Raw genomic sequence first — 18,376 nt, forward strand, 5'->3', positions numbered from 1 at the left:
CCGTTCAGCCGGCATCCATGAACTGCACGGCCATAAGCGCACACCTACTTATTGTTGCCGTACTCGCGCAGCGCATCGATGGCCTTCTGGAAATCCTCCAGTCCGGAGAAGTTCTGGTACACGCTGGCGAATCGCAGATACGCCACTTCATCCAAGTCGCGCAAAGGTTTCAGAATGGCCCGGCCTACCTCGTCCGAGCTCACCTCGGCGAGTCCCCTGGAGCGCAGGTCCTCTTCCACTTTCTGTCCCAGCTTTTTGAGGTCCTCTTCTCTGACCGGCCTTCCCTGGCAGGCCTTGCGCACGCCGGTGATCACCTTGTCCCTGCTGAACGGTTCGGCACCACCCGAACGTTTGGTGACCAGCAGCATGCTGGTCTCCACCGTGGTGAAACGACGGTTGCAGACCGGGCACACTCGGCGGCGGCGAATGGAATGGCCATCATCGCTGATACGGGTGTCGATGACCTTGGTGTCTGGATTCTGGCAAAAAGGACAATGCATGCCATCCACAATAACGTGACCTGCTGGAAAAACGATATCACGGGGTTTCGCTCACTCGGCCGGCACAATGATCCGCTGCCCCGCGCGCAGTGAACTGGACTCCAAACCATTAAGCGCCATGAGCCGATCCACGGTTTGGGAGACATCCTGCCCCGCAGGGGTGATCCGCGATGCGTACAACCACAATGTATCCCCCGGACGCACTATGTAGCTGGTCACCCGCATGGCACCTGGCTCGGACTGCGCGGGCTGTACCGTCCATGCGGCGAGTCCGGCACAAGCCATCACCAACGCCAACAGCCCCGCGATCAGCCTGCCGCACAGCCGACCGCCCTTCCCACCTTCGACGGACGCCGATGCGATGGCATTCCTTCTTTCCGCACGGCGCACGGCAACGACCCGCATGGACGCGCGACGCACACCGATGGCTCGTCCACCATGACCTTGGCTCATCATCGAACAAAACATAACCACACCCTCCTCGAACAACCGTTCTATCGAACAGTTGTTCTTATGATGGCACATCTGTTCGAATACGTCAAGACGACACTCGAACAGATGTTTGATTTTACCTGGTGTTCACGGTATGCTGGTTTCAGAACGAAAGGAACCGACGTGAGCACCATCCCCTTCTCCCCCAAGCAGCCGGACGAATCCCTGCTGACCGAGCGCCAACGCAAGGTGCTGGACGCCATCCGTTCCCATATCAACGAACAGGGGTTCGCCCCCTCCTTCCGCGAAATCGGTGAGGCGGCAGGTCTCAAAAGCCCCTCCTCCGTCAAGCACCAGCTGCAGACCTTGGAGGAGAAGGGCTTCATTCGCATGAACGCCAACAAGGGCCGCGCCATCGAGGTGGTGGCCGGCGCCATGGCCCCGGCCGAGAACCCACGCGCCAATACGACGGTTCCGGGCATCACCAACGTCGAAGGCAGCGCGGAGATCTATCAGTTCCCCAGCGCCTCGATCAGCCAATCGCGGGATGTGCCTCTGGTGGGCCGGATCGCGGCCGGCGTTCCGATCACCGCCGAACAACATGTGGATGACGTCATGCGGCTGCCCGAACGGCTCACCGGCACCGGCAAGTTGTTCATGTTGGAGGTGCATGGCGATTCCATGGTGGACGCCGCCATCTGCGACGGTGATTTCGTGGTGGTGCGCGAACAGCAGTCCGCCGTCAACGGGGATATCGTGGCCGCGTTGCTGGATGACGAAGCCACCGTCAAGACCTTCCGCGAAGACAACGGCCATGTCTGGCTGATGCCCCACAACCCCGCGTATTCCCCCATTGACGGCACGCATGCCACCATCATGGGCAAGGTGGTCACCGTGTTGCGCAAACTGTGACGATCATTGAATTCGAAACGGTGCTACACTGGCACCCAGCACATGGAACCCCGGTCCGACGACCGGGGTTCCGTCGTATCGGCATCAAAACGCAAATGGTATTGAGAAGCGATTTCATTCAATACCCTTGGTAAGGAGTCAATCGCGATCATGGCCCATACGCATTCAACTACGGCATCACCGTCCACACCGGCCACGAAAGCCCATCAGCATAGGCTCATGGCCACCCTGGCGGTCACCGGCACGGTGTTCCTTGTCGAAGTGGTGGCGGCTTTCCTCACCGATTCCCTGGCGTTGCTGGTGGACGCCGGCCATATGCTCACCGATATGTCGGTGCTCATCGCCTCGACGGTCACGGCGATGCTCATGCGCCGCAAGCCGAACAGCACCCGCACTTGGGGCTGGGCCCGTCTCGAGGTGCTTACGGCGGCCGCGGGCGCGGTGGTGCTGCTCATCGTGGGCATCTATGCCCTGGTGGAGGCCGCCATGCGTCTGTTCGGCGGATCGCACACGGAGATAGCGGATGTGGATCTGCTGCTGTTCGTCGGCATTCTGGGCTTGGCCGCGAACGTCGTTTCCATATTCATTCTCGCCTCGCAGCGTGAGGACAACATGAACATGAAGGCCGCGTTCCTGGAGGTCATGAACGACGCACTCGGTTCGGTGGCGGTCGTGGTCTCGGCCCTAGTGATGCTCTCGACCGGCTGGAGCGGCTTCGATGCCGTGGCCGGCGCGGCGATCGCCCTGCTGATGATTCCTCGCGCCATCAAACTGCTGCACAATGCGGTGCGCGTGCTGTTGGAGGAGACGCCGGAAGGTCTGGACTTGGACCAAGTCCGCAAGCATATGGAAAACGTGCCGCACGTGGTGGCCGTCCACGACCTGCACGCCAGCACCGTGTCCACCGGCATGCCGATCCTCATGGCGCATGTAGTGGTGGAACGTGGTCTCACCATGGATCAGGCCGGGCAGATCCTCACCCAGCTGCAGGACTGTCTGCGCGAGCACTTCCCCGTCTCGGTTCCCCACACTACCTTCCAGCTCGAGCCCGAAGGTTACACCACCCCTTCCGCTCCCAACCTCCATAAGTAGTACGCCATCACATACGACAAAGGGGCTGATTCGCAATCGAATCAGCCCCTCATCACGGTATAAAGAATCGCTCTGCGCGTGCGACCTCCAACTACAGCAGACGAAAGCGTACGGAGGTACGTCAAGTCTGCCGCAATAACGAGGACGCTCCGCAGAGCGTTTTCAGAAATAAATATTTGATTGATGCGTGCGTCCTCTAGGAGCGTGAGCGAAGGCGTACGAAGGTACGTCGAGCGAACAGCGACAACGAGGACGCTCCATCAATCAAATATTTATCAGAAGCCGAACTGGGCGGCGGTTTCCTTCAGCGTCTCAGCGGAGCGCTTCAGGGCGGCGAGCTCCTTGTCGGAGACCGGGGTGTTGATGGCGGTGTTGACGCCCTGGCGGTTGAGGAGGGTCGGCACGGACATGCAGATGTCGGAGATGCCGTGGAAGTCCTTGAGCATGGAGGACACCGGCAGGATGCGGTTGGTGTCGTGCAGGACGGCCTCGACGATGTCGACGCCGGACATGCCGATGGCGTAGTTGGTGGCGCCCTTGCCGTTGATGATCTTGTAGGCGGCGTTCTTGACTTCCTGGTGGATCTCCTCGCGCTTGGCGGCATCCAGCGGCTCGTGGCCCGGCAGCGGGGTCCAGTCGCACATCGGGACGCCACCGATGGTGGCGGAGGCCCACAGCGGGACTTCGGAGTCGCCGTGCTCGCCGGCGATGTAGGCGTGGACGTTCTTGACGTTGACACCAGTCTGCTGGGCGATCAGGAAGCGCAGGCGGGCGGAGTCCAGGTTGGTGCCGGAACCGAAGACCTGGTTCTCGGGCAGGCCGGTGAGCTTCTGGGCCACGTGGGTGGCGATGTCGACCGGGTTGGTGATGAGCATGTAGATGGCGTTCGGGGCGACCTTGACGAGGCCCGGCATGATGGCCTTGAGGATGTTGACGGTGGCGCCGACGAGCTCCAGACGGGACTGGCCGGGCTTCTGACGCGGACCGGCGGTGATGACGATCATGTCGGCGTCACGGCAGATCTCGGGATCGTCGGAGCCGTCGATGGAGACGGTCGGGTAGAAGCTGGAGCCGTGCTGCATATCGAGCACCTCGGCCTCCACGCGCTCCTTGGCGATGTCCTCGAGCACGATCTCACGGGCGACGCCACGCTGGGCGGCAGCGAAAGCAAGGGTGGAACCAACGGCACCGGCACCGATAATAGCAAGCTTCGTGGGCTTAACGGTAGTTTCCGCCATGATAGGTAAACCTCTCTTCAAAGGCGGTCTGCATCAAGGGCAGGCCTGATCTATTACGCCTTTACTCTATAAGCCCAGTGAGACGTTTTTCTTACGGCACGCACGCCCTTTTTATCACGAAACTGCATATTTTCCAACGATTGTTAGCGCTCACAAACAAACTGTGATTTACGTCACTCTCCGATGGATTCCCCGACCACCTGCGCGGCAAGATGCGCGTCCACGTCCGCCTCGAGCAGCACGCCGTCGTCGCGGTATTCCACCTTGGACACCATGCCGTATTCGCGCACGCGCGAGAGCAGCGCGCCGGCCGTGTAGGGCAGCAGCGCATGCACGTGCACGTGCGGCACCGGCAGCAGTCCCTCCACCGCATAACGCAGTTCATCCAATCCCTCGCCGCTGAACGCCGAGACGATATGCGCGTCCGGCTGCAGCGCGGCGAGACGTTCGCGCGCGGCCTGATCGATCTGGTCGGCCTTGTTGAACACCAGCACGCGGGGAATCGAGGCGGTTCCCTCGATGTCCGCCAGCACGTCGTTGACGGCGTCGATCTGGGAGAACGGATCGGGGTGCGAGCCGTCCACCACATGCAGGATCACGTCGGCCTCGGCCACCTCCTCCAACGTGGATTTGAACGCCTCGACCAGCTGGGTGGGCAGACGGCGCACGAAGCCCACGGTATCCACGTAGGCGTAGGCGCGCCCGTCGCGCGTCTTGGCCCGGCGCACCGCCGTGTCCAACGTGGCGAACAGCGCGTTCTCCACGAGCTCGCGCGAACCGGTCAACCGGTTGGTCAGGGACGATTTGCCGGCGTTCGTATAGCCCACCACGGCCACGGTGGGCAGGCCGAACCGACGGCGTGAACCGCGCTTGATCTCACGCGCCGGCGCCATTTCGCGGATCTGCCGCTTGAGACGGGCGATGCGCGTACGGATCACACGGCGGTCCATCTCGATCTTGGTCTCACCGGGGCCTCGGGATCCGATGCCGGCATCCGCACCGGCCGCACGGCCACCGGCCTGGCGGGACAGCGAGCCACCCCAGCCACGAAGCCTGGGCAGCATGTATTGCAGCTGCGCCAGCTCCACCTGCGCCTTACCTTCGCGCGAGGTGGCGTGCTGCGCGAAGATGTCCAGAATCACGGCCGTGCGGTCCACCACCTTGACCTTCGCCGCATCCTCCAGGGCACGGCGCTGGGACGGCGCCAGATCGTCGTCCACGATGATGGTGTCGGCCTCCTCGCGGGCCACGATGTCCGCGATCTCGCGGGCCTTTCCGCTGCCCACATAGGTGGCCGCATCCGGGCGGGCGCGGTGCTGCAGCAGACCGTCGCACACCACGGCACCGGCGGTCTCGGCGAGCGCGGCCAGCTCCCTCAACGATTCCTCGGCCTTGGCCTGCGTGGTTTCATACGAGGACCACACGCCCACGAGCACCACCCGTTCAAGCCTGACCTTGCGGTATTCGACTTCGGTGACATCCTGCAGCTCACCCAGGCCCGCCACATGCTTGAGCTGGTTGCGGGCCTCGCGCTCCTCCCATTCCTGGTTGGAGTCCTCATGCCAGCCCGCCACGCGCCGGCTGTCGTCCAGCAGGACCTCGGATTGGTCCGCCAATACGCCGGACGGCGTGGCGTCGGTGTCGCTGCGGGTGATGTCGGTGTACTGGCTGTGGTCGGTCAAGGGCGCCTCTCGGGTCGTGATTTCGCGGTTTTCTCTGGCTCCTTATTATCATCAGGTGAGGTGACATGCCGGCATTGCCCGGCATGCGACGTGATACGGCGACCAGTGGAAGGCCATGGAAGGCGCTTGCATGGGGCCGTGCAGGACGAATCAGGGCCGGCCCGGACCATGGGCCGCGGATCGCGGACGAACCGCCGCGGGAATGGAGCAGCAGACATGGCCGAACAGTATTTCGCCGCGGACCCCGCGTCCAAGGACGTGCGCCGCACCCTCAATGTGACGTTGCGCGGCCGCGAAACCGCCGTGCAGGTCTCGAACGGCGTCTTCTCCGCCTCGCGCGTGGATCTGGGCACCTCCGTGCTGCTGAAGCATGCCCCGGAGCCGCCGGCCGAAGGCGATTTCCTGGATCTGGGCTGCGGATGGGGACCGATTACCCTGTCCCTCGCCTTCGAGTCCCCTGAGGCGCGGGTGTGGGCCGTGGACGTGAACGAGCGCGCGCTGGATCTGACCCATGCGAACGCCCAGTCCAACGGCTGCATGAACGTCCATACCGTACAGGTGGACGAATCCAGTACCCCTCTGCCCGCGACGGACCAGCCTCAGTTCTGCGAAGGCGTGCCCGACGATCTCGCGTTCGATGTGATCTGGTCGAACCCGCCGATCCGTATCGGCAAGGAGGCGCTGCACACGCTGCTCATGGCCTGGCTGCCGCGGCTCAAGCCGAATGGTGCCGCCTATCTGGTGGTGCAGAAGAACCTCGGCTCCGATTCGCTGATCCCCTGGCTGGACGAGGCGCTGGGCGAGGACTTCACGGTGGGCAAATACGCGAGCTCCAAGGGCTTCCGTATCATTGAAGTCCGTCATGAAATTTGAGTATCCCGCTGAACTTCCGGTTTCCTCCGCGCGCGATGAGATAGCGGACGCGGTCAAACATTCCCAGGTCGTCATCGTTTCGGGCCAGACCGGCTCGGGCAAAACCACGCAGCTGCCGAAGATCCTGCTCGAGCTGGGCCGCGGCACGCACGGCCGTCAGATCGTGCACACGCAGCCGAGGCGCATCGCCGCCCGCACGGTGGCCGAGCGCATCGCCTCGGAGATGGGTGTGCGTCTGGGCGACGAGGTGGGCTATCAGGTGCGTTTCACGGATGAAAGCTCGCCGAAGACCCGCCTGCGCGTGGTCACGGACGGCATCCTGCTGGCCCAGATCCAGCGTGACCCCCAGCTGAGCCAGTACGACACGATCATCATCGACGAGGCGCATGAGCGCAGCCTCAACATCGACTTCCTGCTCGGCTACCTCACGGCCCTGCTGCCCCGCCGTCGCGATCTGAAGCTCGTGATCACCTCCGCCACCATCGATTCGGTGAAGTTCAAGGAGCACTTCGAGCACGCGCTGCATGAGAAGGTGCCGGTCATCGAGGTGTCCGGCCGCACGTTCCCCGTACAGGTGGTGTACGAGCCGCTCGGCACCGCGCCTGCGCTCATGCGTGAGGTGCCGGGGTTCGCCGTGGGCGCCCGCCCCGGCGACGCCGATTACGAGGAGCTTGCGAACGCCATCGCCGAATCCGATGCGGACCGTCCGCGTGGCTCGCGTGGTTCGTCCTATGCCGACGACGGCATCACGGACATGCCTACGGCCGTGGCCCGCGCCTGCGCCGAACTGGTCATCCACTCCTCGCACGAGCGGGGCCCCCGCGACATCCTGGTCTTCGCCTCCGGCGAGCGCGACATCCACGAGTTCGAGGCCGCGCTGCGCCACCATTACGGCCCCCGCGCCGACGATATGCGTCGCCCGGACGCCATCGAAATCATGCCGCTGTTCGCCCGCCTGTCCGCCGCGGACCAGCACAAGGTGTTCGAATCGCACTCCCACCAGCGTATCGTCATCGCCACGAACGTGGCCGAGACCTCACTGACCGTGCCCGGCATCCGCTACGTGGTCGACCCCGGCACCGCGCGCATCTCCCGGTATTCGAAGACCGCCAAGGTACAGCGTCTGCCCATCGAGCCGATCAGCCAGGCCAGCGCCGACCAGAGGAGCGGACGATGCGGCCGTGTGGCGGACGGCATCGCGATCCGCCTGTATTCGCGCGAGGATTACGAGACCCGCCCGCGCTTCACCGAGCCGGAGATCCTGAGAACCTCGCTGGGCGCGGTGGTGCTGCACATGCTGTCGGTGGGCGTGGCCCGCACGGCCGAGGACGTCACGAACTTCGGCTTCATCGACCCTCCGGACATGAAGGCCGTCTCGGACGGTTTCAACGAGCTGACCGAGCTCAAGGCCATCGGCCGCAAGCGCGGCGAGGTGACGCTCACGCATATCGGCCGACAGCTGGCCCGCATCCCCATCGACGTCAGGCTCGGCCGCATGGTCATCGAGGCCGCGAAGACCGCCTCCCCCAATACTTTGGCGGCCGTGCTCGTGGTCGTCTCCTTCCTGAGCCTGCAGGATCCGCGCGAACGTCCGGACGACAAGCGCGAGGAGGCCGACCGCATCCACAACCGGTACGCGGACGAGACTTCCGACTTTCTGACGGCCCTGAACATCTGGGACCGCGTGTTCCAGGCGGACGGCGACCCGAGCAACAACGCGCTGCGCCGCATCTGCAAGACCGAATACTTCAGCTGGCTGAGGATGCGTCAGTGGAAGGATCTGGTCTCCCAGCTAAGGCAGATGTGCAAGGAGCTCAAGTTCACCGTGGGCGATCCCTTGCCTTCCACACGCCCGGGTCTGGAGATCCGCCAGTTGCCGTTGAACCAGCAGCCGGCGCATTCGTTGTGCTGCGCGTGGGATGCGGACGGCATCCATAAGTCCATGCTTGCGGGCCTGTTGTCCATGATGGGCATGCAGGTGGTGCGCGAGCCCAAGGCCTCCGATTTCGCGGGACTGACCGGGGCCGCGCGAGCCCGTGCCATGAAGCGTGCGCAGAAGCAGTCGAAGAACGAGTATCAGGGTGCGCGCGGCACGCATTTCGCGCTGTTCCCGGCCTCCGCCGTGGCCAAGAAGACGCCCTCGTGGGTGATGAGCACCGAGCTGGTGGAGACCTCGCGCCTGTGGGCCCGGTATTCCGCGGCCATCGATCCGGCGTGGGCCGAACCGCTGGCCGGCCAGCTCACGCGCACCACGTACGCGGAACCTCACTGGTCCGGTTCACGGGGCTCCGCGGTGGCCACCGCCCGCGTGCTGCTGTACGGTCTGCCGATCGTGCAGGACCGCACGGTGCAATGGGGACGTATCAATCCGCTTGAGGCCCGTGATTTCCTCATCCGTCAGGGTCTGGTCGAAGGCGACATCCAGCAGCGCTTCAGCTACGACGAGTTCGTGGCCGGCAACCGCGACATCCTCGAGGACGCCGCCGACGACGCGAGCCGCACCCGCCAGTTGGCGGACACCGTCTCGGACGAGGACCTGTTCGACTTCTACAATGCGGTGATCCCCGTGGATGTGACGTCCGTGGCCGATTTGGCGAAATGGTGGAAGCGGGAGCACGACGAACATCCGAACCTGCTCACCTTCGACCCCGCCAAGGTGGAGCGACTGGCGTCCAGCGAGTCGGTGAGCCTGGACGACTACCCGGACCACTGGCATACGCTCGGCTCGGACAGCCAACCCATCGACCTGCGGCTGAGCTACGTGTACGATCCGGCCGATCCGGCCGACGGCGTTACCGTGCATGTGCCGTTGAAGGCGCTTTCGCGCATCAGCCCGGAGCAGTTCACGTGGAATGTGCCGGGTCTGTTGGACGAGTTGATCCTGTCGATGATCAAGGCGCTGCCCAAGCAGCTGCGCGTGCAGTTCGTGCCCGCCCCGGACGCCGCCCGCAAGATCCGCGACTGGATCGACGAGCAGTACCCGGACCTGCCCGGTTCCGGTTCGCAGCAGAAACCGAACCTGCCGCCCGAGCGCGAGGACGGCGAGGCCGCGGGCGTCTGGCCCGATCTGGCGCATGTGTTCACGAAGGCGGCCATTGCCACCGTGGGCGCGCAGATTCATCCGGAGGTACTGGGACAGGAACTCATCGACCGGCTCTCCCCCTATCTCAGGGTCACGTTCGCGGTGGAGCAGCAGTTGCCGGCCGGACGCAACCAGCGCGGCCGCAGACATGCGCGCGGCCCGGTCAAGGTGTTGGGCACGTCCAAGGATCTGAAGGCCCTGCAACGCAAGTTCGCCGAACAGGCGGAGGCCTCCGCCCGCCAGATGGTCAAAAAGCAGGCCGAGCAGGCCGGCGAACAGGGCAAGCTTGTACAGAAGGCCAATCTGCTGCACAAGGCCGGCGCCACCACGGAGTCCCGTGCGGCGATGCTGTGGCGTGGCGCGTTGGACGCCCTGCGTCTGCCGGCCGAACGCATCTCCTCGCGTTGGCTGGGCACCGAGGCGCTCATGCTGGCCTCCGCGCCATACAAGTCCACCAAGGACCTGGTCGAGGACCTGCAGTTGGCCGCGGTCAAGCGTCTGCTGCCCAAGGTGGACAGGCTCACGGACGACGAGGCCCTGGCGAACGCCGTGCTGGACGTGCGCGAGGTGTATGAGGACACCGTCTACCAGGTGGCCCATGACGTCATCGCCATCCTCAAGACGTACGCCGAAGTGGACAAGGCCACGTCCGGCAAGGCCGACCTGCCGATGCTTTCGGTGCTCCAGTCAATCCGCGAGCACATCGCCACGCTGGTCTATCCCGGATTCGTGGGCCGCACTCCCCCGGATGCGCTCACGTCGATCAGCCGCTATCTCAAGGCGGATCTGAGCCGCCTCAACAAGGCGAAGTCGGACAAGAACCGTGACGTGAAGTGGGCGTGGCAGGCCGACGAGGCCAGGCAATTGGTCGACAAGGCCATGGTCCACGCCAAGGCCGAGCCCGCGGGCCCCAAGCACGAGGCGCTGATGCATCAGGCCGAACAGGCCCGCTGGATGCTGGAGGAGTTCTACGTGAGCCTGTGGGCGCAGGAGATCGGTACCAAGGGGCCGGTCTCCCTGAACCGCATCAAGAAAGCACTGGCGTGAGCGAACGGAAGGCTCCGAAGACCTCACGAGGCACCGGCAGCCGAGGACGCGGCACATCGGCATCCTCCGGAAAGACCGCGACCGGCCACGGGAAAGCGAGCACGATCCGCAGTGCCAAGCCGCGAAACGCATCCGTGTCCCGCAAGAAGGCCGCGAAAACGTCACCTTCCCGGAATCGGCGCCGGACAAGCGGCACGCGCCGGCGCAAGGCGGGACCGCTGAAGCGCGCCTGGCGTCGCGCGAACTGGTTCGGCAAGCTGAAGATGGTACTGATTCCCACGGTCGCGATCATCGTCATCGTGGCGCTTATCATCGCCGCCGTACGGTTCGTGCGCTGGCGCGGGGCGGTCATCGCGGCCGAGAAAGCCCAGCTGGAGCTGGCACAGACCTATGATTTCAACCCCGGCGACATCATCTCGGACGGCCAGTTCTTCAACGGTTCGGCCATGAGCGCAGCCGAGGTCCAGTCGTTCCTCGACCAGCAGGGCGGCTCGCTGGCATCCATGACGTTCGACACCACGAACGAATCAGGAGACGGCCTGTGTGAGGATTACGCGGGCGGCAAGGGACAGAGCGCCGCGACCATCATCGCGGCCGCGGGCGCGGCGTGCGGCGTGAGTCAGAAGGTGTTGCTCACCGTGTTACAGAAGGAGCAGCATCTGGTGACGGCCGTGAACCCAAGCGCGTTCCAGCTGCGGTCCGCGATGGGCCTGAGCTGTCCGGACACCGCCGACTGCGACCCCGCGTACGACGGGTTCGCCAAGCAGATGTACGGCGCGGCGAAACGCTACCGCTATTACCTGGAGCATGAGGAGCAGTATGGCTACCGTGCCGGCGACCTCAATTACATCCAATACCATCCGAACAAGGCGTGCGGCGGCACTCAGGTGTACATCGAGAACAAGGCCACAGCGCTGCTGTACATCTATACGCCGTATCAGCCGAACGTGGCGGCGCTCGCGGCTGGCACGGGCAGCGGGGACGCCTGCTCGAGCTACGGCAACCGCAATTTCTCGCTCATCTACACCGGCTGGTTCGGGTCGGCACGCACATAATGACATGATGGGAAATCCGATACTCCCATCCACAATAGTGGAATGGATAGAAGCACCACCATAACCGTGGTCTTCAATCAGTTCTCTCCTGCAGTCACTGGAATCCATGGCTCAGGAACGAGCTCATGGGTCTCATCAGCATTCAAATACACACTATAGGTCTCTTGCTTCACTTCATAAATCGGCTTGAGGCGCAAGGGGCGACGGTCGCCATTCCGGTGCAATGTGAATCGCAGCTCCGAATCATTCTCTCGAACAAGCAGGCTCCGGAGACCCTCAGCATTGCGGCATGCTTGTGATACATTTGCGTCGCTTCCTTCTGCGGCCAATACGATTCCCCCGTAGAGCACTGCAACGCGATTATCGTTCCCCGGCAATGGTTCAGCGGCAATATCCAAGCCTAGGTCAAGATCGAAAACATCTCCATCATGGAAAACACCTTCCACAGCAACGAACTCACCCATGTCATGCACCGTTACTCGATCGCGCATACCCGGAACCGTATCAAAACGAACCCTTTGAACACGATCCGAGCGCAACAGCAATCGCAGTCGATTCGTCCCGGCCTGATGAACAATCACGGTCGCATGATCGTCATATGGATAATTGGCGTGAAGTTCAAGATCCAATCTACAATCCACCCAATGGAGTCTCGAGGGAATAAACATTCCCAGCAGGATTTCTATCATTTCCTCTGAAGCAAGTGATCGGTACCAAATACCCTGCTGCAAGCTTGCGGCGGCTTCGATGCCCGTACCTGTGCAACACCAGAAGGAGTCATATGCCGTGCTGTAAAGACGTCTAACTCCTGCCCCTAACGGCTGGTGGTAGGCAGACAATCCATTATCCGGGTTGAGACAGGCAAGCACGGCATTGAATTTAAGACGCTCCACATGAGCGAGTTTGGCAGGGTCTCCATCCAACTCGAATAGTTCGCGTACAACCCGTTCGGTATTGTGCGCGCAGCATGATTCACATTCGCCACCTGTTAGCGACCGGCTCAAATCCCCGTATGTCCCCCAATGCTCCGCCCGATCGGAGACACCGTATCGTTTGGTGTAATGCTCAGCACGAGAACTATTGGAACCGTTGGCGAAGGTGCGGCCAAGCAAAAAAACATAACCATATTCAACAGCAGAACGATATCGTATGTCCTCGGTAATCCTGTATCGATGAAGTGCCGCAGCCAGCACCGGCAAATGTGTGTTGGCATGCAAATCCTCAAGTACATCGATTCCATGCATCAGGTTGCCGACAAAGTAGTCACGATCGAATAGTTGTGCGGTTTTGAGGATCGACTGGTCACCGGTCAGTTCATAGAGTGAATACAGCGAATCGCCGATACCGCCATATTCGTTCAGCGGGTTCAAACGTACCGGGCGAAGAATGTTGTCTATGTTCCAACGTCCGAGCCGTTCAAAGCGATGTGCGATGTAATGGGCCATGCCGATTGCCAGCTCCAATGCCTTATCGTTGTCGGCCAATCGATACGCATCCACCAGGCCCTGCATTATTTTATGTAGCGTGTAGTAGGGAGCCCACGCCCCATGAAACTCTTTAGTTTCCAGAACATCCAATTGTGAATCCGGAAACGCACTGAGATATCCATCTGGACGAGCACATTCGGATAGGTTTTCCACAATCCGATCAACGATGTGCATCATTTGCCCGTCTGAATCATCGCCTGCATGGTATTTTGCGGCGGCAGAAAGAAAATGGCCGACGAAATGTCCACGGATTCCCCCATCTTCACTTTCCCACCCTCCTAGTGGCTGTGCTCCGCTTGGAAGTCCAGCATTGCGCCTGAAAGTATGCATCAGACGATCAAGATTGAAGGAAAGCAGATAATCACGAACCAAGCGCTGCCGTCGGAGCCACTCTCCCCCAGTCAGCTCCACTTGTCCTAAAGCGAATGATTGGTATCGATCAGCCGTCATGATTACAACCCTTACGTGTAACGTATTCAACATCGTCTGATGGTTCATTAGGGAAAGGGGCGGAACACGAAGCAATCGCGTTTCCGCCCCAGGGTCACCATATCGGCGGGATTCAAACCGATATGGCTAGGTATTCACTTATTTCAGCGCTATGGTTACAGTGCGCCGATCAGTCCGTGATCGTGTCCATTCCGAGCGAATACAGGGAACGTGTCCAGCGGGGTCGAAGCAGAAATCGTCTGCCCACCGGTATACACGGTGCCATCACGCAAATCCGTCCATGTCGTGTTCTCGTCGCCCGGCAGGTACACGTCACGGACACGGGCGCCTTCCTCCACTACCGGGGCAACCAATAAGTCCGAACCGAGCATATACTCATCTGCGATGTCGGCGGCAGCGGAATCTTCGGGGAATTCGTAGAACAGGCCACGCATCAGCGGATGACCGGTCTCATGTGCCTCATTGAACAGCTCCCGCATGTAATCACGCAGCAGTTCACGAATCTGAATGAATTTGACCATGATCCGTTCGACATCCTCGCCATAGCTCCAAGGCTCATTATCGGCACCAGAGGGAGAACGGTGCTCACCAGCGGCGTTGGTAATGATCTCTTTCATCGTGCCATCAGCCTGGATTGCGGAACGATCGCCATGATTGCGCATCACCGGAGAGAAGCAGGAGAATTGGCACCAACGCAGGAGTAGCTCCTTGAACGATTCGCTGTTGATGTCTCCATCATGGAAACCACCCATATCGGTGGTGAACCAGGGGATGCCGGCCATACCCATATGGATACCGCAGGTGATCTGTGCCTTGAGATCGGAGAACGTGGATCCCACATCGCCGGACCAGACCAAAGCACCGTAGCGTTGGGAGCCTGCCCATGCGCATCGGGTCAGATTGACAATCTCACCTTCGCGCCCATAGTTAGTCTGCCCCTCGAAGAAACCACGGTTATACTCACGCGGATACACGTTGGCAACCTGTTGGTTAGGACCTGCATAGTAACGGTAGTTCTCGAAATCGTAAGTGCCGTATTCTGGTTCGGCCTCATCCAGCCAGAATGCATCAACACCATAATCGGCATAATTCTTCTGGCACTTGGTCCACACGTAGTTACGAGCGGCAGGATTGGTCGCATCATAGAACTGGCTCGGGCCCTCGAACATCATGCCGATGTCCTCACCTCGATCAGCACGGACCAGAAGGTTATTCGCCTTCATTTCAGCATAATTCTCGGAAGAGATAGCCACCTGAGGCCAAACGGACACCATGACTTTGACGCCCATATCGTGCAGTTCGTCGCACATGGCCTTTGGATCAGGCCAAAACTCCTTTTCGAACCTGAAATCCCCCATATATGGCCAATGGAAGAAATCGATGACGATAAGATCCAATGGGATGCCACGCTTCTTGAAACCTCTGGCGACCTCCAATAATTGGTTCTGATTCCAGTAGCGCAGTTTGCATTGCCAGAAACCCAGGCCCCATTCCGGCATAGCAGGCGCGTGACCCGTGGCATCGGCATAGTGCTCCATGATTGCCGAGGGGGTTTCGCCCACGGTGACCCAGTAATCTATCTGGCGGGTGGCATCGGCTTTCCATTCCGTGCGGTTTTTACCAAACACCACTGATCCGACAGCAGGGTTGTTCCAAAGGAAACCATAACCTGCGGAAGATACCACGAACGGCACGGACGCCTGGGAATTGCGATGAGCAAGCTCCAGAGTGCATCCCTTCAAATCCATGACATTCTGTTGGTATTCACCCATGCCATACAGTCTTTCGTTGGCAGGGCTTTCGAAGGATACGGTAACCGCATGATCGCCGCCGATAATCGGCTTGAACCGGCGGGCATGCAAATCCAACGAACCACCGCGGGATGCCTCACGGAATAATGGGGTTCCATCCTTCTTATAGAAGCTCAGTTCACAACGCGGTTCCTCATACCCCGAACCGCCATAGACATCATATGAGGCCTCAGCCTTGATCACGATCCCGCCATTGCACAACTGCGCAGTGGAATGCTCTTCATCGATGCTTACCGAAACATGAGAGGCATCATGCTCAGGCATATCCAGCAGCGCCCATGCCGGGTTCTCTACGTCATGCATCTGCGCAGCCCGAACACGAATGGAATCCTTGCCCCACGGTTCGATACGGAGGTATTCGCCATCTCCGGTCCAGGTCAGGACATGACCGTCGGTGTGGAATGTTAGTAGGGTCATTACAGTCTCCTTTGACTATGTGGTGTCAGTCCTTGATAGCGCCTGCGGTCACACCAGCGGCGACATACTTCTGGGCGACGATCAGCAGCAACGCAGTAGGGACCGAAGCCAGCACTGCCGTGGCCATCATCGGCCCCCATTCCTGGTTCTGCGAACCGATGAAGTCATAGATGCCCATGGTGATCGGACGCATTTTGCCGCCACCGGAATCAAGCGTGGACGCGAACATGAAGTCCGACCAGGCCCACAGGAACGAGAATAGCGATGTGGTCACAATCGTGTTGCGGGACAGCGGAATCACGATTTTCGTGAACACTGTCCACAGTGAGGCGCCATCAATCTGCGCTGCCTCAATCAGGGATCGGGGCATGCCTGCCATGAAGCCGGTCAGCAGCATCACTGCGAACGGTACTGCGATGGTGGAGTCCGCGACGATCAGGCCAGGGAGGCTGTCCAGCAATCCGATATCGCTGAAAATCTGATAAAAACCCAACGCCATGACCACTGCAGGGATCATCTGGGCAACGATCAGCAGGAAGTTCAGCGTCTTGCGGCCTTTGATATGCAGGATAGCAATCGCATATGAGGAAGGCAGGGCTATAAGCAATGTCACAATCACGCATCCCAAAGCGATGACCAGTGACGTTCCTAGATAGGGAAGCTGCGATTCGAATGCGGCGGCGAAGTTATCCAAGGTGAAATCCAATGGAATAAGATCGCCGGAGCGAATCGATCGACGCTGGGTGAACGCGATGTTGACCATCCAATACACAGGGAACAGCATGATAAGCGTCAATACGATGCCGATTGCTGTTTTCCACCAGGTAGAACGATGTTGCATGTCGATTACCTCTCTTCCTCTTTACCTTGGGCCCACAAGTAGATCAGGGCAAACACCAAGGCCACTACAATCAGGATCGTGCCCACCACTGAAGCTTCGGAATAGCGAATGGTCGCGGATGTTCCCTTGCCGAACGCCATTTCATATGCCCATGTGGCCAACGTGCGCGAGGTGCCGGTACCTTTGGTCATAATCCAGATGATGTCCACAGTTCTCAGTGTGTAGACGAAGCCAAGCAGCAGGGTGATCATCGTGACCGGCTTGAGCAACGGGAACGTGATTTTCCAGAAACGCTGCCATGCGTTGCAGCCATCGAGTGAGGCGGCTTCATACAAATCGCCATTGATGTTCTGCAGACCGGAGTACAGAATCACTAGATTGAAAGGGATGCCGAGCCAAATGTTGGCAATAATCACTGCCCACAATGATTTGTCCGCTTGAAGCCACCATACCGGGCTCATACCGAATACGCCAAGCAGGTTATTGATCAAACCGTTATCCGCATCCATCATCCATTGCCAGATGGTGCCGGAAATCATCGGAGGCAAAAGCCATGGCACCAGGAACGCACCGCGAAGGCCTGCTGAAAGTTTGAAATTTTGGTTGAAGAACACCGCAAGGGCAAGTCCAATCGAGTACTGGAAGATGATGGAGAGCACCACGAAGATCAGGGTCTGTCGCAGAGTCGTCCAGAACTCGGGAGTGGCTATTACCTCTTTGTACACGTCCAATCCGGTCCAAGGGGCTTCGCCGGTCACGAACGTCCTGCGTGTGTATCGATGCAGACTCATGGAGATGTTCTGCACCAATGGCGATACATAGAAGATAAGCATGTAGATGATAAGCGGGGCGGCGAATCCCCAAGCCGCCAATGTGGTCGACTTAATACGCCTTGCCGGCTTCGCCGTATGTGTTTGATGTGTTGTCATAACGTCACCCAGTAATGCATGAAAAAATGAGAAGAAAAACGGCTATGCTCGTGAGCCAAAATGAGGGTGCCCGGTCTCAGGACGATGCCCCATACCGGGCACCCGCTTTGAAGGAGGAGGAAGGAGGGTAAGAATGTTTTATGAACTGAGAGCTATACCGTGCCCCATTGCTGCGGCATATGCAATCAGGCCTTGTTCAGGGAAGCCTGGAGATCTTCGGAGAGCTGAGCGGAGATGTCCTCGTACTTGAGACCAACATCAGTGGTACGACCGGATGCGTTTTCCACAATCTCAACCCAAGGCTTCCATACTTCGTTTTCCTTGACCTGTTCGGCACGGACATCGCTCTTGGCGGCCAGATAGACCATTTCGTCATTCAGCGACTTGAGATTGTCGCCATCGACGAGGCATTCGATGACATCGACTGTTGCGGCAAGCTTCTCCTTGCTCACGAGGTGCCTCATTTGAAAATGAGCGCGTAATCCGGAGTGGTGCCTCACCTGTGGTGAGCGTGAAATCCTAGTCCGC

The 18,376-nt window shown here is 60.2% G+C and carries 14 protein-coding genes; 5 read left to right on the plus strand and 9 right to left on the minus strand.

All coding sequences use genetic code 11. The features are described 5' to 3' along the window. Window positions 1-44: 44 nt before the first annotated feature. Window positions 45-500: a transcriptional regulator NrdR gene (gene nrdR, locus DF196_RS10375; protein ID WP_109057755.1), complete on the minus strand. Its 456-nt coding sequence runs from the start codon at window positions 498-500 to the stop codon at window positions 45-47. Between the two features lie 51 nt (window positions 501-551). Beyond that, the gene (locus DF196_RS10380) at window positions 552-1,025 is read right to left on the minus strand and encodes a LysM peptidoglycan-binding domain-containing protein (protein ID WP_241519694.1); all 474 of its coding nucleotides are present in this window, start codon (window positions 1,023-1,025) and stop codon (window positions 552-554) included. Between the two features lie 90 nt (window positions 1,026-1,115). On the opposite strand from DF196_RS10380, the gene lexA reads away from it, so the two are divergent. After that, complete coding sequence (gene lexA, locus DF196_RS10385; RefSeq protein WP_109057756.1) at window positions 1,116-1,844, plus strand: transcriptional repressor LexA; 729 nt, start codon at window positions 1,116-1,118, stop codon at window positions 1,842-1,844. Between the two features lie 150 nt (window positions 1,845-1,994). Beyond that, window positions 1,995-2,936, plus strand: a complete 942-nt coding sequence (locus DF196_RS10390; protein ID WP_109057757.1) for a cation diffusion facilitator family transporter — start codon at window positions 1,995-1,997, stop codon at window positions 2,934-2,936. Between the two features lie 275 nt (window positions 2,937-3,211). Here DF196_RS10390 and DF196_RS10395 read toward each other — a convergent pair whose 3' ends face one another. Both DF196_RS10395 and hflX read right to left on the minus strand, forming a co-directional pair. Beyond that, window positions 3,212-4,174 (minus strand): L-lactate dehydrogenase, encoded by a 963-nt coding sequence (locus DF196_RS10395; protein ID WP_109057758.1) that lies wholly within the window; start codon window positions 4,172-4,174, stop codon window positions 3,212-3,214. A 173-nt stretch (window positions 4,175-4,347) separates the two neighbouring features. Then, entirely contained in the window at window positions 4,348-5,856 is a 1,509-nt protein-coding gene (gene hflX / locus DF196_RS10400) for a GTPase HflX (RefSeq protein ID WP_109057759.1), read from the minus strand. Window positions 5,857-6,072: 216 nt separating this feature from the next. Here hflX and DF196_RS10405 point away from each other — a divergent pair, with 216 nt between their 5' ends. The 3 genes from DF196_RS10405 to DF196_RS10415 are packed head-to-tail and all read left to right on the plus strand — an operon-like array spanning window position 6,073 to window position 11,913. Next, window positions 6,073-6,729 carry a class I SAM-dependent methyltransferase gene (locus DF196_RS10405; RefSeq protein WP_109057760.1) on the plus strand — a complete coding sequence of 219 codons (657 nt, stop codon included), beginning with the start codon at window positions 6,073-6,075 and terminating at the stop codon, window positions 6,727-6,729. Further along, window positions 6,719-10,858, plus strand: a complete 4,140-nt coding sequence (hrpA, locus tag DF196_RS10410) for an ATP-dependent RNA helicase HrpA (protein WP_109057761.1) — start codon at window positions 6,719-6,721, stop codon at window positions 10,856-10,858. The genes DF196_RS10405 and hrpA overlap by 11 nt, the downstream gene beginning before the upstream one ends. After that, window positions 10,792-11,913, plus strand: coding sequence for a hemagglutinin (locus DF196_RS10415; protein WP_421728484.1), 1,122 nt, complete (start codon window positions 10,792-10,794; stop codon window positions 11,911-11,913). The genes hrpA and DF196_RS10415 overlap by 67 nt, the downstream gene beginning before the upstream one ends. Window positions 11,914-11,990: 77 nt before the next feature. On the opposite strand, the gene DF196_RS10420 is transcribed toward DF196_RS10415, so the two are convergent. The 5 genes from DF196_RS10420 to DF196_RS10440 all read right to left on the minus strand — a co-directional run bounded on the left by DF196_RS10420 (window position 11,991) and on the right by DF196_RS10440 (window position 18,300). Then, the gene (locus DF196_RS10420; protein WP_158276314.1) at window positions 11,991-13,850 is read right to left on the minus strand and encodes a beta-L-arabinofuranosidase domain-containing protein; all 1,860 of its coding nucleotides are present in this window, start codon (window positions 13,848-13,850) and stop codon (window positions 11,991-11,993) included. Window positions 13,851-14,005: 155 nt separating this feature from the next. Next, window positions 14,006-16,078: a glycoside hydrolase family 31 protein gene (locus DF196_RS10425; protein WP_109057763.1), complete on the minus strand. Its 2,073-nt coding sequence runs from the start codon at window positions 16,076-16,078 to the stop codon at window positions 14,006-14,008. 25 nt (window positions 16,079-16,103) lie between these two features. Continuing rightward, window positions 16,104-16,919 carry a carbohydrate ABC transporter permease gene (locus DF196_RS10430; protein ID WP_109057764.1) on the minus strand — a complete coding sequence of 272 codons (816 nt, stop codon included), beginning with the start codon at window positions 16,917-16,919 and terminating at the stop codon, window positions 16,104-16,106. A 5-nt stretch (window positions 16,920-16,924) separates the two neighbouring features. Next, complete coding sequence (locus tag DF196_RS10435) at window positions 16,925-17,848, minus strand: carbohydrate ABC transporter permease (protein ID WP_109057765.1); 924 nt, start codon at window positions 17,846-17,848, stop codon at window positions 16,925-16,927. Window positions 17,849-18,033: 185 nt separating this feature from the next. Further along, window positions 18,034-18,300, minus strand: coding sequence for a hypothetical protein (locus DF196_RS10440; protein ID WP_241519695.1), 267 nt, complete (start codon window positions 18,298-18,300; stop codon window positions 18,034-18,036). Between the last annotated feature and the right edge of the window lie 76 nt (window positions 18,301-18,376).

The organism is Bifidobacterium callitrichidarum (assembly GCF_003129905.1).
GTDB lineage: Bacteria > Actinomycetota > Actinomycetes > Actinomycetales > Bifidobacteriaceae > Bifidobacterium > Bifidobacterium callitrichidarum.